Annotated in this window: 17 protein-coding genes and 1 tRNA gene; 6 read left to right on the top strand and 12 right to left on the bottom strand. The window is 33.5% G+C overall.

What is annotated here, in order from left to right:
• Positions 1 to 169 precede the first annotated feature (169 nt).
• The 5 genes from BUA99_RS14245 to BUA99_RS14225 all read right to left on the bottom strand — a co-directional run bounded on the left by BUA99_RS14245 (position 170) and on the right by BUA99_RS14225 (position 9,419).
• The gene (locus BUA99_RS14245) at positions 170 to 754 is read right to left on the bottom strand and encodes a fasciclin domain-containing protein (RefSeq protein ID WP_200778672.1); all 585 of its coding nucleotides are present in this window, start codon (positions 752 to 754) and stop codon (positions 170 to 172) included.
• Between the two features lie 184 nt (positions 755 to 938).
• Complete coding sequence (locus BUA99_RS14240; RefSeq protein ID WP_234972979.1) at positions 939 to 1,418, bottom strand: GlcG/HbpS family heme-binding protein; 480 nt, start codon at positions 1,416 to 1,418, stop codon at positions 939 to 941.
• Positions 1,419 to 2,005: 587 nt separating this feature from the next.
• Positions 2,006 to 5,692: a phosphoribosylformylglycinamidine synthase gene (gene purL / locus BUA99_RS14235; protein WP_072993839.1), complete on the bottom strand. Its 3,687-nt coding sequence runs from the start codon at positions 5,690 to 5,692 to the stop codon at positions 2,006 to 2,008.
• 296 nt (positions 5,693 to 5,988) lie between these two features.
• Complete coding sequence (locus BUA99_RS14230; RefSeq protein WP_072993836.1) at positions 5,989 to 7,761, bottom strand: endonuclease; 1,773 nt, start codon at positions 7,759 to 7,761, stop codon at positions 5,989 to 5,991.
• Between the two features lie 125 nt (positions 7,762 to 7,886).
• Positions 7,887 to 9,419: a hypothetical protein gene (locus BUA99_RS14225; protein ID WP_072993833.1), complete on the bottom strand. Its 1,533-nt coding sequence runs from the start codon at positions 9,417 to 9,419 to the stop codon at positions 7,887 to 7,889.
• A 113-nt stretch (positions 9,420 to 9,532) separates the two neighbouring features.
• Here BUA99_RS14225 and BUA99_RS14220 point away from each other — a divergent pair, with 113 nt between their 5' ends.
• The 4 genes from BUA99_RS14220 to BUA99_RS14205 all read left to right on the top strand — a co-directional run bounded on the left by BUA99_RS14220 (position 9,533) and on the right by BUA99_RS14205 (position 11,973).
• On the top strand, positions 9,533 to 9,970 hold the full coding sequence (locus BUA99_RS14220; protein WP_072993830.1) for a PaaI family thioesterase: 438 nt from the start codon (positions 9,533 to 9,535) through the stop codon (positions 9,968 to 9,970).
• Positions 9,970 to 11,028: an isochorismate synthase gene (locus tag BUA99_RS14215; protein ID WP_072993827.1), complete on the top strand. Its 1,059-nt coding sequence runs from the start codon at positions 9,970 to 9,972 to the stop codon at positions 11,026 to 11,028. Before BUA99_RS14220 ends, BUA99_RS14215 begins: the two co-directional genes overlap by 1 nt.
• A gap of 77 nt (positions 11,029 to 11,105) precedes the next feature.
• The gene (gene bshB1 / locus BUA99_RS14210; protein WP_072993824.1) at positions 11,106 to 11,822 is read left to right on the top strand and encodes a bacillithiol biosynthesis deacetylase BshB1; all 717 of its coding nucleotides are present in this window, start codon (positions 11,106 to 11,108) and stop codon (positions 11,820 to 11,822) included.
• 75 nt (positions 11,823 to 11,897) lie between these two features.
• A tRNA-His gene (locus BUA99_RS14205) sits at positions 11,898 to 11,973 on the top strand.
• A gap of 235 nt (positions 11,974 to 12,208) precedes the next feature.
• On the opposite strand, the gene BUA99_RS14200 is transcribed toward BUA99_RS14205, so the two are convergent.
• The 5 genes from BUA99_RS14200 to BUA99_RS14180 all read right to left on the bottom strand — a co-directional run bounded on the left by BUA99_RS14200 (position 12,209) and on the right by BUA99_RS14180 (position 17,908).
• Entirely contained in the window at positions 12,209 to 13,222 is a 1,014-nt protein-coding gene (locus BUA99_RS14200) for a M28 family metallopeptidase (RefSeq protein ID WP_072993925.1), read from the bottom strand.
• 245 nt (positions 13,223 to 13,467) lie between these two features.
• Positions 13,468 to 14,238 (bottom strand): dienelactone hydrolase family protein, encoded by a 771-nt coding sequence (locus BUA99_RS14195; RefSeq protein WP_072993821.1) that lies wholly within the window; start codon positions 14,236 to 14,238, stop codon positions 13,468 to 13,470.
• 110 nt (positions 14,239 to 14,348) lie between these two features.
• Positions 14,349 to 16,550 (bottom strand): penicillin acylase family protein, encoded by a 2,202-nt coding sequence (locus tag BUA99_RS14190; RefSeq protein ID WP_072993819.1) that lies wholly within the window; start codon positions 16,548 to 16,550, stop codon positions 14,349 to 14,351.
• 11 nt (positions 16,551 to 16,561) lie between these two features.
• Entirely contained in the window at positions 16,562 to 17,425 is an 864-nt protein-coding gene (locus tag BUA99_RS14185; RefSeq protein ID WP_072993816.1) for a cyanophycinase, read from the bottom strand.
• 30 nt (positions 17,426 to 17,455) lie between these two features.
• On the bottom strand, positions 17,456 to 17,908 hold the full coding sequence (locus BUA99_RS14180; RefSeq protein WP_072993813.1) for an Lrp/AsnC family transcriptional regulator: 453 nt from the start codon (positions 17,906 to 17,908) through the stop codon (positions 17,456 to 17,458).
• Positions 17,909 to 18,138: 230 nt separating this feature from the next.
• Between BUA99_RS14180 and rocD the strand changes: the two genes are divergently transcribed.
• A complete protein-coding gene (gene rocD / locus BUA99_RS14175; RefSeq protein WP_072993810.1) occupies positions 18,139 to 19,422 on the top strand; it encodes an ornithine--oxo-acid transaminase in 1,284 nt (427 codons plus the stop codon).
• Positions 19,423 to 19,431: 9 nt separating this feature from the next.
• Positions 19,432 to 20,394, top strand: a complete 963-nt coding sequence (locus BUA99_RS14170; RefSeq protein ID WP_072993808.1) for an arginase — start codon at positions 19,432 to 19,434, stop codon at positions 20,392 to 20,394.
• 88 nt (positions 20,395 to 20,482) lie between these two features.
• Here BUA99_RS14170 and BUA99_RS14165 read toward each other — a convergent pair whose 3' ends face one another.
• Both BUA99_RS14165 and BUA99_RS14160 read right to left on the bottom strand, forming a co-directional pair.
• Entirely contained in the window at positions 20,483 to 21,862 is a 1,380-nt protein-coding gene (locus tag BUA99_RS14165; protein WP_072993806.1) for a RagB/SusD family nutrient uptake outer membrane protein, read from the bottom strand.
• Positions 21,863 to 21,872: 10 nt separating this feature from the next.
• Positions 21,873 to 24,866: a SusC/RagA family TonB-linked outer membrane protein gene (locus tag BUA99_RS14160; RefSeq protein ID WP_072993803.1), complete on the bottom strand. Its 2,994-nt coding sequence runs from the start codon at positions 24,864 to 24,866 to the stop codon at positions 21,873 to 21,875.
• Positions 24,867 to 25,679 lie beyond the last annotated feature (813 nt).

The raw sequence follows: 25,679 nt of genomic DNA, 5'->3' as shown, positions 1-25,679 counted from the left end.
ACTTTTCAGAATTCAATTTTATGAGTGTTATTATTTTTATTTGATAATTATAACTAATATTATAAGTAGCGCTATAAACATCTTTCTGATTAGAAATATACATTGATTTTTATCCGTAAAAAAACCGTTACATTGCTGTAACGGTTTTTTATAGAATTAGTTAAGAACCTTATTTAGGCATAACAACCGTATCAATAGCGTGAATAACACCATTTGAAGCAGCAACATCAGCAAGAATCACTGTAGCAGTTCCTCCATTAGCATCTGTTAGCATTACTTTTCCGTCTTTCAAGCTTAATACAATTGTACCACCTTGTACTGTAGTAACAGTGTATTTTCCATTATTTTTATTGATTGCATCAATAACTGTAGCAGCATCAAATTTTCCTGCAACAACGTGGTAAGTCAACACTGATTTTAATTTTTCAGCACTTTCTGGCTTCAATAGAGTATCTACTGTACCTGCTGGTAATTTATCAAATGCAGCATTGTTTGGAGCAAAAACAGTAAATGGGCCTTCTCCGCTTAATGTTTCAACTAAATTTGCTGCTTTTACAGCTGCTACAAGAGTAGAGAAATCTGCATTCCCAGCAGCTACATCTACAATGTTTCCAGTTTCAGCTACTGCCATTGTATCCATTGCTACAGCAGTTGTGTCAGCCATTTCTGTTGTGTCAGCTGTTTTTTTCTCTCCACAAGAAGTAGCTATTACTCCTAATAATGCTAAAGCACTAATTGATTTTACTAATTTCATAGTTGTTTTTTTATGTTAAAATTAAATTAAGATGCTCAAAGATACACTTTTTTTTAGTTTGTTTATCATTTTTAACAAATTATTAAACAAAAATTTAAAATGTTTAAATTTTTGATAGTGATGTGAATTTTTTGGTGCTGCAATTAGAGGCGGTTTATAGAGCGTGTTATGTTGAAATAAAAAATCATTCGGTCAGAATACTTAATCCTGCTTTAGCAATGCGAACATCTTCACTTCCATGAGCACCGCCAACTCCAATTCCGCCAACAACTTTACCGTTCCTAATAATTGGAATCCCTCCATCCATCATTAAAATGTTTTCATCTAGAAATCGAATATCTTCAGGAATACTTCCATCTATTAGTCCTTTTGCAATTTCAGCAGTTTCTCTCTTTTGAGAACAAGCGGTATAAGCTTTTTTATAACTTGCTCTTATAGTATGCACGCCTGCATTATGGTGTCTCGAAACTGCCAGCGTTTGCCCTGATCGATCTACAATAGTGATAGTTACATATAATCCATCTTTTTGAGCTTGCTCTGCTGCAGCTTGTACCATTTTTAAAGCTGTTTCACCAGTTAATATTGGGATTTGTATAAATTTTTCTTGCGCATTTATCATTGTAGACATGAATAGTAGTAAAATTAAAATGGTATTTTTGATCATCGTTTTGTTATCGTTGAGTGGTATAATTTTTTAAGATAGTTTTAGATTTTTATTTTATATCAGGGACAAATATAACTAAGTTGTGACAGGAAAATAAATTTATTGTTTTAATAATACAAGGCATTTTAGCTTAAACATAGCTCTTATTTACATTGAGAAACAATATGATTAAGCCATAATTATTTTATTATTTTTAATTCATTAAGATAAATTTACTAATTATAAAACAGGAAACTCTACACTACATAGGCAATAAGTCACTTTTTCATTAGGAATTATGAATTACAAATTACGTTAAATAATTATCAAATAAATAACTATTATTTTAAAAATATTTATCGTAGTACTTAAAATATTCTTTAAATTTATTATCAAATCTATTTATAAAAATTGTCAAGCTTAGTTCTGGATTGTTGTTGCTAATAAAGTTTGAAATCAAACTTACATATTTAATTTTTTTTGCTGTAATGTTGTAAGTCTCGTAATGCCTATATTTTATTTTAGATTGTATTTCGATACGATGATGTTAATATGTAAAAAAAAGCGCTCCCTTTCGAGAACGCTTTCCATATATAAATAACTAAATATTAGTTGTTTTCAATCCATTTTCTGGCATTGATAAACGCTTCATGCCAAGGCGAAACTTCATCGTTTCTATCTTTTGGATAGTGCGCCCAGTTCCACTGGTACGTAGAACGCTCAATGTGCGGCATAGTAACCATATGGCGTCCCGTTACATCACAAAGCATAGCAACATCATAATGAGAACCGTTTGGATTAGCAGGATAGCCTTCGTAAGCGTATTTCCCTACAATGTTGTAACGCTCTTCACCTAATGGCAATTCAAATTTTCCTTCACCATGCGAAACCCAAACGCCTAATGTTGCTCCAGCTAAGCTTGACAACATCACAGATTTATTTTCTTGTACAGTTACTGATGTAAAAATACTTTCGTGTTTGTTACTATCATTATATAACATTTTAGGCATTTGTTCGTGCTCTGAATGGATTAATTCCAATTCGACGAATAATTGACAACCGTTGCAAATTCCAACCGATAAAGTGTCTTCGCGTTTAAAGAAGTTATTTAATGCCGTATTTGCCTTTTCATTGTATTTGAAAGCTCCAGCCCAACCTTTGGCAGAACCTAAAACATCAGAGTTAGAGAAGCCTCCAACCGCTCCTATGAACTGAATGTCTTCTAGATTTTCACGTCCTGAAATCAGATCAGTCATGTGAATGTCTTTAACGTCAAAACCTGCTAAATACATTGCATTAGCCATTTCACGCTCAGAATTACTTCCTTTTTCACGGATAATAGCTGCTTTTGGACGTGGTTTTGAATTATCGATTACTGGACTTTTCCCTGTAAAGTGAATTGGGAAAGTGTACTGTAGGGGTTGGTTTTTGTAATTATCAAAACGCTGTTGAGCCGTTCCGTTTTTAGATTGTTTTTGGTCTAATAAGAACGAAGTTTTAAACCAAATATCTCTGTATTTTGCAATATCTAATTTACTAGGGCCGAAATCTAGAGTAGCATCGGCAGTAGCGTTTCCTAATTTGTAGAAAGTAAGTCCGTTAGTGTTTAATTTAGCTTCAATAGTTGTATTGTCTTTCGCTTGGAAAACAATTCCGATATTCTCAGCAAATAAATATTTTATGATGTCTTTTTCTTCAAAAACAGAGAAATCAATTTTGGCCCCTAAATTCACATCAGCAAAACACATTTCTAATAAGGTTGTAATCAAACCACCACTTCCTATATCGTGCCCTGCAAGAATTTGATTGTCTAAAATTAAATCTTGAATGGTATTGAAAGCATTTTTAAAGAAAGCAGCACTTTTAATAGTTGGTGCTTCGTTTCCTATCGCATTTAATGTTTGTGCGAATGATGAACCACCTAATTTAAAATCGTCTTGCGACAAATTAATATAATAAATAGAACCACCATCTTTTTGAAGGACAGGTTCTACTACTTTTTTAATATCGATACAGTTGCCACCTGCCGAAATAATAACTGTTCCCGGTGCGATTACTTCGTCATTTGGATATTTTTGTTTCATAGAAAGCGAATCTTTTCCTGTTGGAATATTGATTCCCAATTCAATTGCAAATTTTGAACAAGCTTCCACAGCTGCGTACAAACGAGCGTCTTCACCTTCATTTTTACAAGCCCACATCCAGTTGGCAGACAATGAAATTCCTTTCATTCCGTCCTTAATAGGAGCCCAAACAATGTTTGATAACGATTCTGCAATAGCAGTTCGTGTACCCGCAACAGGATCAATTAAAGACGCGATAGGAGAGTGCCCAATTGATGTGGCAATTCCCTCAGCTCCTTGATAATCTAAAGCCATTACACCAACATTATTTAATGGTAATTGCAAGGGCCCAGCAGTTTGTTGCTTGGCTACTTTTCCACCTACACAACGGTCTACTTTATTAGTCAACCAGTCTTTACAAGCCACTGCTTCGAGTTGCAATACTTGTTGTAAGTAAGTTGAAATGTTTTTTACAGAATACTCCAGAGGAGCATAATTGTAAGCAATTGTTTTATCGTTCATGACCGTTTTTGGAGAACTACCAAAGAAATCTTCCAAAGCATAATCCATTGGCTTAGCACCAGTAGATTTTGATTGGAAAGTAAAACGGTGATCGCCCGTAACATCACCCACTTGGTACATTGGAGAACGTTCTCTATCGGCCACTCTTTGTAATAAATCAATGTCTTTTTGACTAATTACCAATCCCATTCTTTCTTGAGATTCGTTACCGATTATCTCTTTTGCCGAAAGGGTAGGATCTCCCACAGGTAATTTATCAAGATCGATTAATCCACCCGTTTCTTCCACTAGTTCAGAAAGACAGTTTAAGTGTCCTCCAGCACCGTGATCGTGAATAGAAACAATTGGATTATTGTCGCTTTCTACAAAGGCACGAATAGCATTTGCAGCGCGTTTTTGCATTTCTGGGTTCGAACGCTGTATCGCATTCAACTCAATTCCTGAACCGAAAGCTCCAGTATCTGCAGATGAAACCGCAGCACCACCCATTCCGATTCTATAATTTTCTCCACCTAGAATAACAATTTTATCGCCTTCTTGTGGTTTTTTCTTAATAGCTTGATCTAATTTTCCGTAACCAATTCCTCCCGCTTGCATGATCACTTTATCGTAACCAATTTTGCGATTGTTTTCTTCGTGTTCGAAAGTTAATAAAGATCCCGTAATTAGCGGTTGGCCGAATTTGTTTCCAAAATCAGAAGCTCCATTAGATGCTTTAATTAAAATATCCATTGGAGTTTGGTACAACCATTTTCTTTCTTTCATTCCATTTTCCCATGGTTTGTCATCGTGAGCGGAGTCGAACGTTTCCAAGCGTGAGTACGAAGTCATGTAAACTGCCGTTCCCGCTAATGGTAAAGAACCTTGTCCACCAGCTAAACGATCTCGAATTTCTCCACCTGAGCCTGTTGCAGCTCCGTTGAAAGGCTCTACGGTTGTTGGGAAATTATGTGTTTCAGCTTTTAAGGATATAACCGAATCAAATTCTTTTATTTCGTAAAAATCTGCTTTGTCAGCGGTTTTTGGAGCAAATTGTTGTACTCTTGGCCCTTTTACAAAAGCCACGTTATCTTTATATGCCGATACAATATCGTTCGGGTTTTCTTGAGATGTTTTCTTGATTAATTTGAAAAGAGAAGTTTCTTTTTCTACACCATCAATTACAAATGTTCCGTTGAAAATTTTGTGACGACAGTGTTCAGAATTCGCTTGTGAAAATGCGAAAATCTCAGAATCGGTTAATTTTCTACCTAATTTAGCGGATAAATTATCTAAGTATTCTACTTCATCAAGGCTTAAAGCCAAACCTTCTTTTTTATTGTACGCATCAATATCTTCGATGTCTAAAATAGGTTCTGGTTGCACATTGATTGTAAAAATATCCTGGTGTAACTCTGTATATTTTTGTGAAAGCATTGGGTCAAAATCAGTAAAATCTTCCGTTACTTTATGAAATTCCTCAATTCGAATGATACCATTAATTCCCATGTTTTGAGTAATTTCAACAGCATTGGTACTCCAAGGCGTTACCATTGTGGCACGTGGTCCAACAAAAAAATCCGTCAATACGGATTTTTCTATTTTATTTGAGTCGGCAAAAAGCCAATTTAATTTTGAAATGTCTTGAGCCGACATCTCGTCTACGCTCGATAGTATTTGCATTTGTACTGCAAAAACAGTTTTGCTTTTGTTTTCAAAGAAGTGGATCATTGTTGTGTAGTTTGTTGTATTGCGATGCAAATTTAGTTTAAAAAAATAGTACGAGCAAGGAATTAAAATCCAATTTTAAATGATAAAAACTACCTGGTTTAAATTTTTAAATTTAAATTTTATAAATTTATTTTCTAGACGAATTTACTTAACTAAAGCAATTTAATTAGAATGTTGATATCTGAAACAACTTCCGATAGAGACAAAAATTAATAACTAAATTAAAGTTGAAGTACAAATTAAATGATAAGAGCGGCAATAAATGCCGCCCTTATTTGAATAACTGAAACTGTAAATTAATTTACGATTAATTTTTTTGTTTCTGATGCACCGTCCCTTGTAATCTTGACGATGTAAACACCTTTCGTTACATAATTAATTTCAGCATTTGGACTATTGATATATTCCTCATCAAATACTTTTTGTCCTGAAAGCGAAAATATTTGCACTTGATGCTTCTCAGCAAAATTGCTGAAATTAATTTTTACAGTTCCATTTGAAGGATTTGGGTAAATTGTAAATTTACTAGTATCAAAATCAATATTTGATAATGAATTATTACAAGACCATGAAAGATCATCAATTATTACACGATTTTTTGTGCCACTATTTCCATTAATGCTAACAGTAATATTTCCTGTTACATTTATTCCAGATATTGTAGTTGTTGTGACAGCAGAACTATAAGGAATGGTTCCTACTTCAATTCCATTAACATTTAGTTTAAATGTTCCTGCAACTCCAGAGAATACTAGTTGAGTGGTAACGGTTAAATCTTTAATACCATTAGGAATAGCAGAAGATGTTAATGAACCATTTCTAATTGTTATTGCTCTTGCGTTTAAGGATTGATCCGTACGTGCATCAGTAGCAGTCCAAGTTACTCCGCTGTTAGTCCAAGTTTGAGTGGCGTATGAAACGGAGTTGGCTGGAATATTTTGAAAATCTTCAGAAACGCAATTCGTTGTGCCTGATGGAACCGCTGTTGTTGTTCCATTTATAGAGGCAGTTTCAACAGATGAATTTCTTTCATCATCTCTCGTAATTAAATAAAAACTGTACGTTGTGGATGGTAATAAACCTGTCACATTTGCTGTCAAATCTGTGAAAGTTGATTTGAAAGTTCCATCAACGTAAAGGTCATAGCCAGTTACTCCAATATTATCTGTAGCTGCATTCCAAGTTAAAGTAGCGGAGTTTGAAGTTGTTGTTACTGTAAAGTTTGTTGCAGCAGTTGGTGCTTCGGTATCAGCTGGCTCGGTACTCCAAACAGCTGCCACAAAACTAGGATTATCAATATAAGGATTTCTATTATTTTGACGCGCATAAATTGCATTATTTCTTGCTACTTCCCTTGCACTAACTGGATCTTGATTGTGCCAAGCTAGTAATTGACTTAAAAAAGCATTTGTAAAAACTTTATTAGTGGATTTGTTAAACATGGGGTAGTTATATCCAGCTACTAAATTTTGATAGCGAGTAGCGAAATAAAAATACATTCTAGCGATATCGCCTTTAAACTCATCTATTGGTTCAAATACTTCTCCAGTATATCCTGCAATTGTGCTCAGTCCTAATTTACTTCCGTTTGCTGTTACCAATGTTGGCGATGCTACTACAGAATGTGGAAAATTAGATCGAATTCCGTTGACTTGACCGTCAGTAGGAGTAATAAAATGCGCATCAGAAACCATCGGCGTTTGCTCACCGAAAACAGATTGTGGTATAATATGCTCTCTATTATAACAATCACTTTCCTTGTTGTAACCGTTACTACCGCAGCGTTGAGTCGACGCTATACTGTAATTATAAGGGTCAGCACCTGATGGATTTTCAGAGTACATATCTAAAACACTACCATCATTTTCATAGAAATTATCAACGTCTGAGGTTTCATAAGTAACGTACAAATCAGCGTAACTTAATACTGTATGACCCTTTATAATGTCATATAATTGAGTTTTTAAGGTATAACCACTTCCGGTGGCTGTAGAGTAGTATCCCGCTGGAGCTTGCGCAAATCCAGCTGTGAATAGTAATAAAAAGAGTAAAGAGTAAATTTGTTTCATGGTTTAGTTATTGATTAGTATTTGATTATTGATTTTTTTGTAACAAAAGTAGTAACTGCTTTCCTAGCTAATGTTAAGATATTTTTAATTTTCATTTTTTTTAAATAGCAAAAGAATAGAAATAATTAAGGCTTTTTAGGAAATTCCATACTCTGATATGCTCCTAAATCAGGAGGTAAACTTCGTGTTTTTCCTAAAATGTCTAGCGGAATTAGATAGGCTTGATTCCCTTTTGCGAAAGCAGCAGAAGTGGGGTCAATATTCAATTTATTTTGTGCTGTTTTAAAGAATTTGGGATCTTTATTTAAAATAATAGCATTATAATGTACCGCATCAGTTGTAAATTGATAATCTGGATTAGTTGCGAACTTACTTGATGTATTATCAAATTTAATCAAGCAGTTGTTGAATTGATATTCAAAAGTAGCTCCTGCTTTCTTGTTTAGAATCAATTCATTCGAGTATGAACCGTAGATAATACAGTTGTTAAAAGTGGCTTGCGTTAGATCTTTAGTTTCTGGAATAGCGCCTAAAATATAATTACTTATGGCAACAGCAACTTGCTGCGAACTGTTCCAATTGTTGTTGAAAGTAGAATGTGTAAATTTATAATTTCCGCCATATGTGCAGGCTAAACTCGCTTGTCCTGCATTATTTATAACTATGTTTTCGCCATTAATTTTTGCGGTCTGCGCCAAAATTCCATAGTTAGTCGAGTTGTAAATTTGAGTGTTTTTGATAGAAACTGTAGTTCCATCATTGTTTTGAATCAGTAATCCTATGGTTGCATTTTTAATAGTCAAGTGATTAAATGAGTTATTATTACTGCCATCAGTGAGCCAAATTGTTCCCCACTGTCCGGGTATATTTTCAAAATTAGGTTCTAAACGATCGCCTTCAAAAACAACTTCATTCTCCATTTTATCAGTTAAAGAAACTGCGCCATTTACTCTTATTGATGCTTTATCAGAAATGATAAGACCTGAATTTGCATGAAAATAAACTTTACTTCCTGCTTCAAAAGTGGCTATTTTATTAGCAGGAACCGCGGCATAACCATAAATAACATACGGTTTATTTTTTGTGAATATTAACTCGTTACCATTAATAGGATCGTTTTCATCTAAATAAAAACCATTAATTTTTTCAGCACCGATGGGAAGTGTTTCAGTTGTTCCATCAGAAAAGCGTTTTGGATACAAGAAAACAGCATCTTGTATAAGAGTAACCAGTTCTACATTTTGAAGATTTTGACCACCGTCAAATTGAATTTGGTCTGTATATAAAAAATTAGTAGGATTAGTATCAGCGATATTAGCGGTAGTTTCTATAAAAATATACAAACTGTCTTTAGCTAAAATATCAATATTAGTAAAAATTTTTCCGTTTGTTCCTTGCATTCCATCAACTGTCATTCTGTATTTAGAACTGAGTCCTTTTGCAAATTTAATTGATGGTATAGTGATATCATCCTTGCTTTTATTATAAACTTTCAAACGGTAAGTGCTGGAGCCTATATTTGTAAACACAGTATCCAAATAGATTGTATCTTTTGAAAATTCTAATTTTCCAGAACTTGCTACTGTTTCAAAATCAGTGCGACAGGAGCAAACAGAAAGAATGATTCCCATAAACAAGAACAATATTTTTGAACGCATTTGGATTTTTTTTTGTAAAAATAAGAAAAATCTATTTTGCAATTAGAATTAGAAATTTAATAGCCGCTTTCTCCCGTATCTTTTCTTTAATTTTGCATATTAAAAGTAATACCATGACATTCGATAGAGATAAAATTTTACAATATTGCAATCAGGTTTCAGAAAACACGCTAATGAGAACCCTAAATATTACATATGTTGATGCGGGTGAAGATTTTCTGGTAGCAACTATGCCAGTCACTCCGGCAGTGCATCAACCTATGGGATTATTGCATGGAGGCGCTTCAGTAGCATTAGCCGAAAGCGTGGGAAGTGCTGCTTCCATGATTTTTATAAATTCGGAAGTGAGTGAGGTGAGAGGGATCGAAATTTCAGCCAACCATTTGAAAGCAAAACGTAGCGGTATGGTAACAGCTACAGCTAGAATTATTCATAAAGGCGCAAGCATTCATTTATGGGAAATACGAATTGCAGATGAAAAAGATAATTTAATATCGCTCTGCAAATTAACGAATATGATATTGCCAAAAAGAAAAAGTGAAGACAAATAATGGAAACGATTGAGACTAGAGTTCAAAAACAGTTATTGGACAATTTACCTTTTGTTTTGTATTCGAAACCAAATTCAAATGAAATTATTGGTTTTTTTCAAAACAATGAAACACTATTTGAAGTAAATGATTTTACTGAAAAAGGCTTCATCTTAGCTAGTTTTGATAGCGCAAAAAAATACTTAATTCCTGAACAAGAATCAGAAATAATTCATTTTAATACCAATACAATAAAGTTTAAATTTGTTGAGAAAGAATTTTTAAATCGCATTTCGGAAAGTGCGGAAAATTTTAAAGTTTTAGTAAGCAAAGGGATTAAAGCAATAAACAATAATGTGTTTAAGAAAGTGGTTTTATCTCGCACAGAAACTTTCGACTTGATTAATTTTAATTTGATAAAAACTTTTCAAAAGTTAGTTCAACTTTATCCATCTACTTTTGTTTACTGCTTTTTTCATCCAAAGATAGGAAACTGGATAGGTGCAACACCAGAGCAATTATTGAAAGTAAAAGAATTAAATTTTGAAACTATTTCATTAGCAGGAACTCAAAAAGATAGTGGTTCTTCTGAAATTATATGGGGTGACAAAGAAAAAGAAGAACAGCAATTTGTAACCGACTATTTAGTTTCAAGACTTAAAGATGTAGCTTCTGAAGTGCATTATACAAAACCTTACAGCGTAAAAGCAGGAAGTATTTGGCATATTAAAACAGATGTTTCGGGAATTTTGAATGCTGATTCGAGTTTAAAAGAGGTTGTACAACTATTACATCCAACACCGGCCGTGTGCGGTTTGCCTAAAGAAATAGCAAAGGCATTCATAATTGAAAATGAGCTTTACGATCGAGAATTTTATACTGGTTTTCTAGGAGAATTAAATTGCAATTTTAGAGATAATAGCGTGAGTTCCGACTTGTTTGTAAATTTACGCTGTATGCAAATTAAAGATACGCAAGCTTATTTATATATGGGTTGTGGTATCACAAAAGACAGTAATCCTGAGAAAGAGTGGGAGGAAAGCGTGAATAAGTCAATGACAATGAAATGGGTATTGTAGTTTAGGCTTTTTGAAAATTAGCATAATTATTAGCTCAAAAAAATAAACCGTTTAGAGGTAAATAAAAATATAAAAAGATGAAATTAGACATACTAGCTTTTGGAGCTCATCCTGACGACGTAGAATTAGGTTGTGCTGGAACTATTTTAAAAGAAATCTCATTAGGAAAAAAAGTAGGAATTGTGGATTTAACTCGTGGTGAGTTAGGAACTCGTGGTTCAGCTGAAATACGAGATCAAGAAGCGAATGCTGCTGCAAAAATTTTAGGAGTTATAGCGCGAGAGAATTTAGAAATGCGCGATGGCTTTTTTGTCAATGACGAAAATCACCAGTTAGAAATCATAAAAATGATTCGTAAGTATCAACCGGAGATTATTTTGTGCAATGCAATTGATGATCGGCATATCGATCACGCAAAAGGAAGCAGTTTAGTTTCAGACGCCTGCTTTCTATCTGGTTTAATGAAAATAGAAACGCAATTAGATGGACAAGAGCAAAAAGCGTGGCGCCCAAAAATTGTCTATCACTACATTCAATGGAAAAATATTAAACCTGATTTTGTAGTTGATATTACGGGCTTTACTGATAAAAAGATAGAATCAATTTTAGCGTATGGATCTCAATTTTATGATCCAAATTCTAAGGAACCAGAATCCCCAATTAGCAGTAAAAACTTTCTAGAAAGCTTAAATTACCGCTCAAGAGATCTCGGTAGGTTAGTAGGAGTAGAACATGCTGAAGGTTTTACAGTTGAAAGATATTTGGCAGTCAATAGCTTAGGAGATTTGATTTAAAATTGTTCTATTTTTTTAAAAAAATTATTTGTAAAAGTAACTTTATATTGTATCTTTGCCACCGCTAAGCAGTATGGTGGTTGTAGCTCAGTTGGTTAGAGCATCGGTTTGTGGTACCGAGGGTCGCGGGTTCGAGCCCCGTCTTCCACCCAGAAAGTCAAAAGCCTCTCAGAAATGAGAGGCTTTTTTTGTGGTGTCAAGTTTTCATAAAAAAAGCTTTGAATTTCTTCAAAGCTTTATTTGATTGCTCTTTTCTTTGCACAAGGGATAGCAGTGAAAATCCTTTTTATGCGCAGGAACGGAGCATGAAAAGATTGTAACGTATAGCCCGACCACGCTGAAACGTCCCGACCTTTCGGGAGTGAGAGCGTGGATGTGCCCAAATACTATTTTTTATCTACAACAGGCCTATTTTCTCTATTAGCAAGCTCCCAGGCAGTTACAAAAGCAAATTGAGCTCTTTTTTCTAAGGCATCATACTCAATTTTATCGGCGGTATCAGTGTGTCTATGATAATCGGCATGAACACCATTAAAAAAGAATACAGATGGAATTCCGTTTTTTGCAAAGTTATAGTGATCAGAGCGCTCATAAAAATGATTAGGATCTTTTGGATCATTAAATTTATAATCTAAATTTAATTGCGTGTATTTAGCATTAGCTTCTTTACAAATGATATCCAAATCAGTAGATAAACGATCAGCTCCAATAACATACACATAATTATTGCTATCAGCGTGTGCAACATCACGGCGACCTATCATATCTATGTTTATGTTAGCAATTGTATTTGCTAGCGGGAACAACGGATTTTCAGAGTAGTACCTCGATCCGTGTAAGCCGTGTTCTTCACCAGTTACATGAAGAAATAAAATAGAACGCTTTGGGCCATGACCTTCTTTTTTAGCTAGGTGGAACGCTTGAGCAATTTCTAATAAAGCTACTGTTCCTGACCCATCATCATCGGCTCCATTATAAATTTGTCCTTTTAAGATTCCTACGTGATCGTAATGCGCTGAGATTACCACAACTTCGTTTGGTTTTTCTGATCCTTCAATGTAAGCCCAGATATTTTCGGAATCGGGTAAATTTTCATTGCGTTTAGCATTCAGGAAAGAAGCAGGAATGGGTTGATAATAATTTGAAGCGGCACTAGGAAAGGAAATATCATCTTTCTTGTACTGATCAATAAGGTAAACACCTGCTTTTTTCTGACCTGCTGATCCAGTTTCGCGACCTTCCATTTCATCTGAAGCTACTATGTACAGATGTGTTTTTAACTCATCAGCGGTAATCGTTTTCATGTAATTCGTAGGCTCAACTTGAGTAACATTTATTTTTTGGGAAGTACAACTTAGTGTAATAACGGCTAATAAACCTAACAAGGGTGTTTGTTTCATTTCTTTTGAAGTCAATTAATGATTAATTATATGGGCATAAAAGTGTAAATATAATTAAATCTTTTGCGCAAACTAAAAATTTTGTGCTTGAAAACAGGAATGATATTTTTTTAACTTGCAATGAATTATATAATGTTCATTCCTTTTTTTACATAAAAAACAGTATAAAATCAATTCATTGTCAGCTATTTTACACAAGCCAACATTAAATTAAAAATATACTGTCTTTTTAAACTTATGTCTTATTATTTCAAGACATTCTGTAGGAACGTATTCATTCTCTCCCAAGAACGGATGGCTGCTTTTTCATTGTATGCTGCACCTTTACTATTGTCATTTCCAGCCTCTGGTTCTGTAAATGCGTGTACTGCGTCAGCATAATAAATCATTTCCCAATCTGCTTTTGTATCGCGCATTTCTTGCTGAAAAGCCGCCACTTCAGCTACCGGTACATAAGGATCATCTGCACCATGTAATACTAGAACTCTCGTACTAATAGGATTGTTGTTTCTTGCTGCATCACGACCTAAACCTCCGTGAAATGAAACTACACCTTGAACTTTCATCCCAGCTCTTGCAGCCTCTAGAACTCCAGTTCCACCAAAACAGTACCCAATCACAACTATATTGTCAGGATTTGCACCTGATTTAACTAATTGATTTAAAGCAAGTTGAATTCTTCTTTGATAATCTAAGTAATTTTTTTTGTAAAATCCAGATTGTTGTCCCGCTTGATCTGTATTAGTTGGATAATTACCTTCACCGTATATATCAGCTACAAATGCATAATATCCCATTTTTGAAAGCTTTTCGGCAGATTGTTTGGAATGATTGTCAATTCCTTTCCAAGCTGGAAGAATTAAAATTCCAGGTTTTGTTTTCATTTCTTTCACTGGAGTAATCGATAAACCATTTAATTTTTGAGTTCCATCAACATATTTTACTGTTTTCAATTGTGCATTAGCAGCAGCTGAAAATAGTATAATACTAAGTAAAGTAAATAATGTATTTTTCATATCTTTTTTTTAGAATTACAAATTTCTAATATAATTATCGTTTAGGTAATTTTTTTTATTTTTTTATCTTATACTACTATTTTTAAATTTTATAATTAGTCGTCTTTAAATTATTTACCAGGATGATAGGTTCTTTCGGCATTTTTTTCTACATCTTCTTTATAAAAAAGTATATCTTTAAATGTGCCTTTTTGATACATTTCTGCTTGATCATAAAAATGTTCAGAAGAAGGATCGCCACTGTTTCCGCCTGCTAATAATGATTTTGCTTTTATTTTGGGTCCAAATTCAACCGCGCATACAAAACTATTTCCGTTAAAACCGTATCGCTTTTTTGTCCCTTTTTGATAATTACTTTTAAAAGCAGGTAAACTACCCCAGAGCGCTGGACCGTATGAAATTGGTAAGCTATTTAGGGTGTCGCTGTAAGTCATATTTATTTCGCCTGATGTTCTTTGAAAACGATTAATCTCGCCCCATGAAATTTGCCAAGTTCCAAATTTCTCTTTTAATTCCTTAATAACTATCTCAAGTTGTGGAAGTAAATTTTCCAATTTTGCGTTTTTTACAAAAATTTGTGTATTTTCTATTTGGTCTAATTCTCCTTCGTTAGTATAAACTTTTTGAAGTATTGGGTCTAATTTATAGGCCCATTCTATGGCTAATGTTGTGGCAACAGAATTTTCTTTTGCATAATAATCCCAATTTTTTAGTTCTTTTATTGGTTCAATTAAATCTTTATAAATGGAATTCTCAGCTAAATTATTTTTTTCAAATGTTGAAATTAAAGCTGGAATAAGAAATTCAAAAGCAGTTAGCTTTGTATCATAACCATCAGCAATTACTTTGTCTAAAGTGTAATCAGTTCCTCTGCTTAATAGACGAACTGCATTTAATCCCCTGAAACTCTCACCATCTGGCGCCATGTAAGGTAAGTAATCTTCTTCTTTTGGACTATTTGCTCCAGCGACAGAGTAAGGAGTTGAGTTACAGTTTTGTAACCAACCGTTTTTAGGATTATAGGAATGTACCGTTTCTGCAACTTCGTGTAATCCCTTCCATTGCGTTGCAGCAAGTGTACCATCCATGACTTTTGACCAATTCAAATTTTTATCTCTAATGGGAACAAAATTTCCATGCCAATAGGCAATGTTTCCTTCTTTATCAGCATAAACAGTATTGTTAGAGGTGTTAGCTTTTAGATCCATCGCTTTTTTGTATTCACTAAAACTTGTTGACTTGGTTCGAATCCAACTTTGTTCCAAACTTTTCATCGACCGATTATTAGATTTTAAACTGATCCACTTGTTGTCACGTTTTGCCATTATTGGGCCATTGTGTGTGTAGAAGGTTTTAAAAGTTTTAGGAATTAGTTTGCCGTTTTCAAGATATTTAATGGTAATTAATTTTTCGATCACAGGTATTAATTTACTCTCATATTCATAAAACAATTTCTTGTTTTTAACAGTTATTTTTTCGGCATAGACATCAGCAACATCCACATTAGAGGAGGTATGCATCCATCCACAATTTTCATTAAATCCTTGATAGATAAAAAATTGTCCCCACGTTACAGCGCCATAAGCATTTAGACCCTCTTCACTGGTCATTTGGATTTCGGGACGGAAATAAAAAGTAGTGTGTGGATTGATATACAAAATAGCATTGCCAGATGCTGTATTTGATGGAGCAATTGCAAATCCATTCGAACCCGTTTGAACATCTCTTTCACGTTCTACATATGCCACTTTATCGTTATTGCCAGAATAAAAAGCTTTCAACTCTCCTGTTGAAAGATCAGCTGTACTTATGGCTCCAATACTTCCATCGGTCCATAATAATGGAAACCATGGTTCAAAATGAGTCAATAGAGCAGGTTTTATTTTAGGATTTTTATAGAGATAATAATTGATACCATCAGCATAGCTATTGAGTAGTTTTTTTAACCAAGGTGCGGCTTTAGCGTAATCATCTTTAGCTTCATCAGTATCAATTAAAAGTTTAATTTCAAGATCATTATACAAAACAGCTTGTCCCTTGATTTCTGAAAGACGACCTAGTTTTTCAATATAATTCATTTCAACTCTTTTAAAATCATCTTCACATTGAGCGTAAAGCATTCCAAAAACAGCGTCAGAATCTGTTTTACCATAAACATGTGCAATTCCCCATTTGTCTCTAATTACAGTTACTTGTTGTGCCAGTTTTTCTAACCTAGTAATTTCTTTGGCGTTTATATTTTGAGAATAAGCAGAAGCACTCAAGAAAATTACTACTATCGTTATTGGTATGTACGTTTTTAAACTCTTCATTTTATTTTATATTATTTTATTTTGAATTTTTGTCCTTCTGTATAAATTGCCATTTCTAAGCTTTTGATGCTAACTAAATTTCTTTTGTTAGATTTGATAATTCGTTTTGGATTTTTTATTACCACAACTTCACTTTCGCCAGCAATTTCAATTTTTTTATTTCTAACAATTATTGCGGTGCTTTCATCGATTCCAATCCCTATATGATCTGGATACTCTACTAATGCGGTTAATAATCTATTGTACCGATTCCTTTTTAAAAAATGCTGATCGATAATAACATTTTTTACTAGTCCTAATCCTTGTGAAGTTTCTAGATTGTCATACCTGATGTTATCAAAAGTAGAGGTGTACTTAGTCTCTAACTTTTGGTTTCCCGTAATCATGTGTTCACACATCACCGCAGCGCCAGCACTGGTTCCCGCAATCATACTCCCATTTTTATACGCTTTGTGAATAGTGCCATATAACAAAGTGTTATTAACCACATTCATAAATCGTGTTTGATCGCCACCACTGATAAATATTAATTTTGCTTTTTGTAACGAGTCGTTTAGAATTTTGTTATTGGCATCATTTTTATCAAAATTCAACATAATGATTCGATTTGTAACTAATTTTTTCATTTGATTTTTAAAATAAATATAGGCGCTATCTGGCTCTTCACTGGACATAGGTAAAACAACTATGTAATCTTTTTGCTTTAAATCAGCAATAGAAATCAGTTGATTCATCAATTCATCTGATCGATTTCCGCCACCTATTATAAAAAGATTTCCTTTATTTTTTTGTGCTTGGCTATTTGCGGTAAATACCATTATTACCAGTAGAAAACACATTTTGAAATATTGCAGTAGTGATGATTTTATTTTCATTGATTTGATTTACAGATTAGGTTTTGAATGTTATAGTGTAACATTTCTTTTAAATGCACACCCCAATTCCATTATGGAGTCTGTTTTTGCTATTCCTGGTATGGTATCTATTTTTTCGTAAAGTATTTTTCTCATGTGTTCATGGTCTTTAGCAATAATTTTGATATACAGTGTAAAAGATCCAGAAATATAGTAGCATTCGGTTATTTCAGGAATTTTTTTCAATTCTTCAATAATTCGATTGGAGTCTTGATCTTTATTCAAGGTAAGACCAGTAAAAGATCCCCAATCATAACCCACTTTTTTTTCATTAATAACAGGCTTTATTCCAGTTAAAATTCCATGTTCCATCAATCTATTAATTCGTTGATGGACCATTGTATTTGAAATTTTCAAATTTGCTGCAATAGCTGAATAAGCCATTCGTCCGTCTTTTTCAAGTTCTTTTAGTATATTGATGTCGAATTCGTCTATTATTTCCATTTTAATTGATATGAATTTCAGTCTTTTAGTTGTTATAAAAGTACTAATAATTAAGCTTGTAGTTTTTGAAAGCAATTATTAAAAAATAAATTTAAAATGACTTAATAACTCCCTAAAATAGTCAAAATATTACGATAAAGATCTAAATAAAAGTCAAAATTTTGATTTTCATTGTCGGTCTAAAAAAAAACTGTAGATTTGTCTTTTGAAATTTTAAATATAATAAAATCATGACACATACTGAATCAATACTTTCTTTAAAGTCAGAGTCTTTAATAGCTAAAGAAAATAAATACGGCGCTCACAATTACCATCCTCTACCAGTGGTTTTAGAAAGAGGTGAGGGAGTATATGTTTGGGATGTCGATGGAAAAAAATATTTTGATTTTCTATCAGCTTACTCAGCGGTAAACCAAGGACATTGTCATCCAAAAATTGTTGGTGCAATGATAAAACAAGCACAAACCTTAACATTGACTTCTCGTGCTTTTCACAACGATCAACTAGGCCCTTTTGAAGAATATGTAACGAAATATTTTAATTTTGATAAAGTCCTTCCTATGAATACTGGTGCAGAGGCCGTGGAAACAGCCTTAAAACTTTGTAGAAAATGGGCGTATGAAGTAAAAGGAATTTCTGAGAATGATGCGCAAATTATTGTTTGTGAGAATAATTTTCATGGGAGAACAACAACTATTATTTCGTTTTCTAATGATGAGAATGCTCGCAAAAACTTTGGACCTTTTACCGCTGGATTTATCAAAATTCCGTATGACGATATTGAAGCTTTAGCAAATGTATTAAAATCAACTAAAAATATTGCAGGGTTCTTAGTAGAACCTATTCAAGGGGAGGCTGGCGTTTATGTTCCCGCAGAAGGATATTTAGCGAAAGCAAAGGCACTTTGTCAAGAACATAATGTGTTGTTCATTGCTGATGAGGTACAAACAGGAATTGCACGTACCGGAAGATTATTAGCAACTTGTGGAAACTGCGATTGTAAAATAGGTTGTGAAAACAAACCCGAAGTTAAGCCTGATATTCTAATTTTAGGAAAAGCAATTTCAGGTGGTGTTTATCCTGTTTCGGCAGTGTTAGCTGATGATCATATTATGAATGTTATTAAACCAGGACAACATGGATCTACTTTTGGAGGAAATCCAATCGCTGCAGCAGTTGCAATAGCAGCTTTAGAGGTTGTTCAAGAAGAAAATTTAGCACAAAACGCAGCTTATTTAGGCGAAATATTAAGAAAAGGACTCAATGAAATTGCCTCGAGAAATCCTATTATTACATTGGTTCGTGGTAAAGGTTTATTAAATGCAATTGTAATCAACAGTGGCGAAGAATCTGATTTAGCTTGGGATATTTGTATGAAATTTAGAGATTATGGTCTATTAGCGAAACCAACTCATGGTAATAAAATTAGATTTGCACCGCCTTTAGTGATTTCTGAATCGCAAATTCATGAATGCTTAGCGATTATCGAACGAGCATTAAACGATTTCAAATAGATTTTAGTAATGGACAGAGTTATAAAATTAATTAAAAATAGATCAGATATTGGTGCTGGAACACGTGGCTCAGATTTGGGGATTGATGCAATAGAAATAGCTGCGATAAATAAAAATAGTGACTATTTCAATAAGTTTGACTTTGAGGACTTAGAGACTTCTAACGAATCCATTTATAATAAAAATCGTAGTTCTTCAGCAGAAAGAATTGAGCATGTTGTTAAACAATGTACGAGAGTATGTTATTCTGTAAAAAAGAACTTGCAGAACAATTATTTTCCAATAGTTTTATCAGGTGATCATTCCTCAGCATTGGGAACAGTAAGTGGTATTAAATCTGCTTTTCCAGAGAAGAGTATCGGAGTTTTTTGGATTGATGCCCATGCTGATTTACATTCTCCATATACTTCTCCGTCTGGAAATATTCATGGTATGCCTTTGTCAGCAGCTTTAGGCGAAGACAATTTAAATTGTAAGAGTAACGTAATTACTTCCGAAACGCAACAACATTGGGAGGATATGAAAAATATCGGTTGTAAAGGCATAAAGGTTAGTGCTGAAAATTTAATTTATTTCGGTGTTCGCGATACAGAAGAGCAAGAGGACAAGCAGATTGACAAACTAAATATTAAAAATTATAAAGTTGAAGAGGTTCGCTATAGAGGATTGCATCTTTGCGTTGAAGAAGCACTTGCAAGAGTAGCACATTGTGAGGTTTTATACATTTCATTTGATGTAGATTCAATGGATTGTGATTTAATATCGTATGGCACAGGAACTCCGGTGGCACAAGGGTTCAATCAATATGAAATCATAGCTATTATCAATCAAATAATACAATCAAAAAAAGTTGTCTGTATGGAGGTTGTTGAGGTAAATCCATTATTGGATAATAAAGGCAACAAAATGGCTGAAACTGCTTTTGAAGTTTTAGAAGCAGTAACCAACACCCTTATTTCAACAGTAGAATAACCTTTTTGAACAAGGAAAAATTAAAGCCCAAAATCAAATTTAGATTTCGGGCTTTTGTTTTTTAAAGTGCTAATATTTTTAATAAAAATTAGTATCCCGGATTTTGTGTTATTTTCTTATTAGTATTTAATTCCCTCAGCGGAATAGGAAATACTAATTTTGGATCGTTGTATAAAAAAGTTTTCGATTGCCCTACAATCGTAGTTTTTGTTCTTTTTAGATCATGAATCCAAAAACCTTCAAAGGCTAATTCTATCTGTCTCTCATTTAAAACATCAGCTAACGTTATCGCAAGTATAAAATTATTGGCCCCAGCCCTGGTTCTAATTCTATTAATATCATTGCGTGGTGTATCGCCTAGCGCGCTGGTTAATCGTATATTGGCTTCGGCACGAATTAACAGTAATTCTGCAAAACGAATCACGTTTACATCAGCAAACTGATTTGTATATTTTAAAGTTAAATCATCACCTAAACTATTGCTGTATTTAAAACTACTTCTCTTATCATTTGGATCTGTAAATTTCAAATAATATCCACCGCCGATTGCGATATCACCACCACGACCACCTAAATTAGTAGATGCATACGAATTATTTACTTGATTATCTCCAGTTTGAGAGGTAATCGCGATTGAAAATACATCTTCACTTTGTTTTGTATCGTGATTGTAAGCGCCTAATAAAGTTGTTGACAACGAATATGTCCCATTAGTAATCACATCATTCGCCGATGTTAATGCTTTGGGATAATTTTGCTGCTGTAAATAAACACGAGCTAAAAGTGCTTGTGCAGCATACTTGTCAGCAAATTCGCCATTTGTTACTGGTAAGTCTGCGTAAGCGTCTTCCAAACTTGATATTACTTTTGTATAAACCTGAGCAACGGTATTTCTTTCTGCAGATAAATCAGCTCCTTGATATTTATAAATAGCTTTTGGCTTGATGATAACACCCAGCTGCGTATTACTAGTTGTAGCATCAAAAGGAAGTGCAAAGTAACGCACTAAATCAAAATATACTAAACCTTGTATGAATTTTGCTTCTGCAATTGCTTTTTTTCGATCATTTAGATCTGTTATTAGATTTGCATTTTCGATAACAATATTGGTAGCATTGATAACATCATAGCTTTCACGATATAAATCTTCAGCAAAAATATTATCATTGGTCATATTTTTAGAATAGATATCACTAAATCCTGCAAATGTCCCGTACCATTCAATATGAGTTGTACTTGATCTACCTGTAGCTCCTAGCAGATCTGCCATTATTTGTGTTCGTCCACCGTATAAAGAACCGTTTGCTAAGTTAGCGTATGCACCAACTAAAACTTGTTTAACACCACTTTCTGTTGTTAATACAACGCCACTATCTAAACTTTGTTTAGGATTAAGTGCTAACTCAGATTCACAACTTACGAATAAAACTGTTGTCAAAAAGAAAAGGTATATTTTTATATTTTTCATCATTTATATTTTAAAATGTTAAATTCACTCCCAATGCAATAGTTTTAGCTGGCGGAGCAGAATAGAATTCTTGTCCAATGCTTCCACCGATATCATATCGTGCTTCAGGATCATTACCTTGGTAGTTTGTAAATGTTAATAGATTTACTCCAGTAATATAAACTCTCACCTTACTTAAACCAGATTTTTCAAGTAAAGATGTTGGTAAAGAGTAACCTAAAGTTAAGTTTCTTAATCGTACAAAATCAGATTTATCAAGATACCTTGTTGAAGCTTGAGTACCGTTTCCACCCACATAGCGAGCTTGCGGTACTCTTGTAATATCACCTGCTTTTTGCCATCTATTTAATTGATCAATGGTTTGATTATCCCAAAAATCTCCATTAGCTGATTGGTACTGTCCACCGCCGTTATAAATGCTTGATCCCCATTCACCTTGAAAAGTAAATGAAAAGTCAAGTCCTTTGAAATTTATTGTATTTGTGAATCCGCTCATTAATGTTGGAAAAGGATTTCCTGAAATTACTCTTTCTGCTTGACTATAGTCATTTGTGGTTGATTTATCTAATGATCCGTCTGGTAGTCTAGTGTTTTTTACAAATAATGCATCACCATTGGCTTGATCAACACCTCCATATTCAATTAAATAGAAAGAATTAATGTTTTCTCCAACTCTATTGATTGTATATGTACCTACAATATCAGTATTATTATCTGGTAATTTCTTCACTGCAGATTCATTAGTTGTTAAATTTAATGAGGCGTTCCATTGGAAATCATCGGTATCAATTATTTTTCCATTTAGCACAAATTCAAACCCTTTACTATTGACTAGTCCTATATTTTCAGTGATTGACGAAGCTCCTGAACTAATCGCTAAAGGAACATCAAATAATAAACCATCTGTATTTTTATCATAGTAATCTATCTCGCCGCTAATTCTATTTTTCAAGAAGCCGAATTCTAAACCTAAATCTAATTGTTTAGATTTCTCCCAACTCAAATCATTATTTCCGGGTTGAGAAGGCAATAATCCCGCTTTTAAATTATAAGATGCTCCAGAGTATAGCGATCTTGAACTAAAATTACCTATTTCAGCGTTTCCAGTTTGACCAAATGAAGCTCTCAACTTTAAGTTAGAAATAGTATTATTGTCTGCTAAAAAATCTTCTTGAGAAAGAACCCAGCCCGCCGACACTGCCGGAAAATATCCATATTGGTTATTTTGTCCAAATCGGGACGATCCATCTCTTCTTACCGAGGCTTTTAGTAGATATTTGTTAGCATAACTGTAACTCACTCGTGAAAACAAGGAGTCAAATGCATAATCAGATTCGTTACCTGATCCGGCATTTACTTCAGCGCCGCTATCTACAGTTTGAAGTGAATCACTTGCGAAGTAAATCGACGTTACACTTTGATAACGACTAGCAAAACTTGTAAATTCTTGACCAGCAACTATATTCAAATTATGATCTCCAAAAGTTTTATCAAACGTGAAATAATTGGACAATGTATATGATTCATTATTAACTGATGCTGCAAATACTTCTCCATTTGTGGCAACAAAGGGATAATTGGTACCATACCAATTGTCCTGCGTTTGAGCATATAAATCATATGAAACCTCAGAGTTGAATTTTAAAGGAGTAATAATTTTATATTCTCCAAAAAATTTCCCTGTTATTCTTCTAATGATAGTCTGATTGTTTCCATTATCCTGAGCTGCTAAAAAGTTTACGTATTGCGTAGCAGTGTTAGCAGTTCCATCATCATTTCTTGCAGGAGACAATGGCGACTGTGCAACTCCTTGCATTGGCGTGGTAAAAGAGTTATCATTAGTATTACGATGAATTAAAGTACGTGAAAAAGCCATATTCATTCCCGCGCTGAAGCGATCGGATATTTTTGTGGTAACGTTATTTCTAAAATTAAATCTTTCTAAATCATTAAATGACACAATACCAGTATTTTTGCTATAAGCGCCAGAAAAGTAGTATTGCGTTTTATCTGTTCCTCCTGATGCCGAGACATCGGCATCGGTTGTATATCCAGTTCTCAAAGCAAGTTTGGTCCAGTCCGTATCGACCTCGCCTTTTCTCCAGTCTTTACCTGCTGATAATTGGTCAAATTTACCTCCTGCATTTCGTGGATCACTAAAACCCTCATTCAAACGCGCTTCGGTAAATAATTCGATGTACTGTGCACTATTCAAGAATTTTCTTGTATTTGTAGCTTCACTAATACCTTGTGAAAAGTTCGCTGAAAAGGCTGTTTTTCCTGCTTTTCCTTTTTTGGTTGTAATAATAACAACTCCGTTAGCACCCCTAGCACCATAAATAGCTGCTGATGATGCATCTTTCAAAATATCGATGGACTCTATTTCATTTGGGCTTAGAGTTAATAATGGATTTAGAGCAGCACCATTAAGAGATTCATTTTGATTAATTAAAATCATGCCATCCAATACGTATAGAGGTTGTGTTCCAGCAGAAATACTAGCTTGTCCACGTACGCGAATATTCATGCCGCCTTCAACTTTGCCATTTGTTTGCGTGATTTGTACCCCTGCAAGTTTACCCACTAACGCATTTTGTACATTTGAAACAGGGATATTTTCAATATCTTTTGCCGTAACTCGTGAAACTGCATCTGTAGACTTCTTTTTAGATTGTGTACCATAACCCATTACAAGAACTGTTTCCAGCTGGTTTGAATCATCTTTTAATTTAATTTGCATGGAGTCAGAGGCAGGAATTTCAACTGTTTTCATACCTACAAAACTTACAATTAAAAGTTGTCCTTTTTTTGCTGTGATGATAAATTCACCGTCAAAATTAGTTTGAGCACTTGTGTCACTGCCTTTAATAACAATATTGACTCCGGGAATAGGAAGGCCTGTCATGTCAGTAACTTTTCCTGAAATTTTACTTTCTTGAGCAAATATTAATTGTGCAAAAAGCACCAGTAAGAAACTCAAAAAACACTTGAATTTAATTTTCATTTTTACTTATTTATAGTTAGTTCAAACAAATATCTAAATAAAATGTTAAATAAAAATACGATCTATTAAAAATTGTTAAATAAATTTAAATAAGTGTTGTTTTTTGATTAATATGTAAATTTTTTATTGATATAATAGGAAATTATATTTCGAATTGTAAATTTTATTTTGTCTAAAATTGAAACTACAAAATTCTTATTCTTCGACTGTTTATGAAATAATGAAAATACTGCTATTAATAATAAGGTAAAAAAATGTAATCTTATCTTCATTTTTAAAGTAATTTTTAACAACGCGTTGATAGTTTTCGGTAAAAACTTTGATTTTTGTAAAAGTTAATATCAAAAGCAATTGTAGTGTATTACTTTTGGATCGATATTTAAAGTGAATTTGAATAATTTATTTCAGAAAAACACTAAAGAGGAAGAAAATCATTATATAATCTTGAAAATAAAATTCTTAGTAAGCTCTTAAATTCAGAGGGTTTGGGTACTTGAAGTTAATTTAAACAATTTAGATTTCAATGCTAAAGCTAGATCCAAAAAATAAAGTATTCATTATAGCAGTAGAGTTAGTGTTTTTAGAGTTCCATAATATTAGCTTAGTTGACGATAATAAGTACTATCTTAAACATTGTTATACTTATATATTGGACCGATACTTATTGTAAACATAAAAAAAATCTATTAGTCCTTATTTAGTAATAGCAATCACTTTCTTAGGAGCTTAATCGCGTTATCCGTTTCAATCTCTCGCTCATTTGCCTTTTTTCTATTTTTATAAAAGGAGCTTCTTGCAGTCGCTCTTTTCTAA

This window comes from Flavobacterium segetis, assembly GCF_900129575.1.
Classification (GTDB): domain Bacteria; phylum Bacteroidota; class Bacteroidia; order Flavobacteriales; family Flavobacteriaceae; genus Flavobacterium; species Flavobacterium segetis.
The sequence above is the reverse complement of the archived record's forward strand: the minus strand, read 5'-3'. Positions and strand labels throughout refer to the sequence as shown.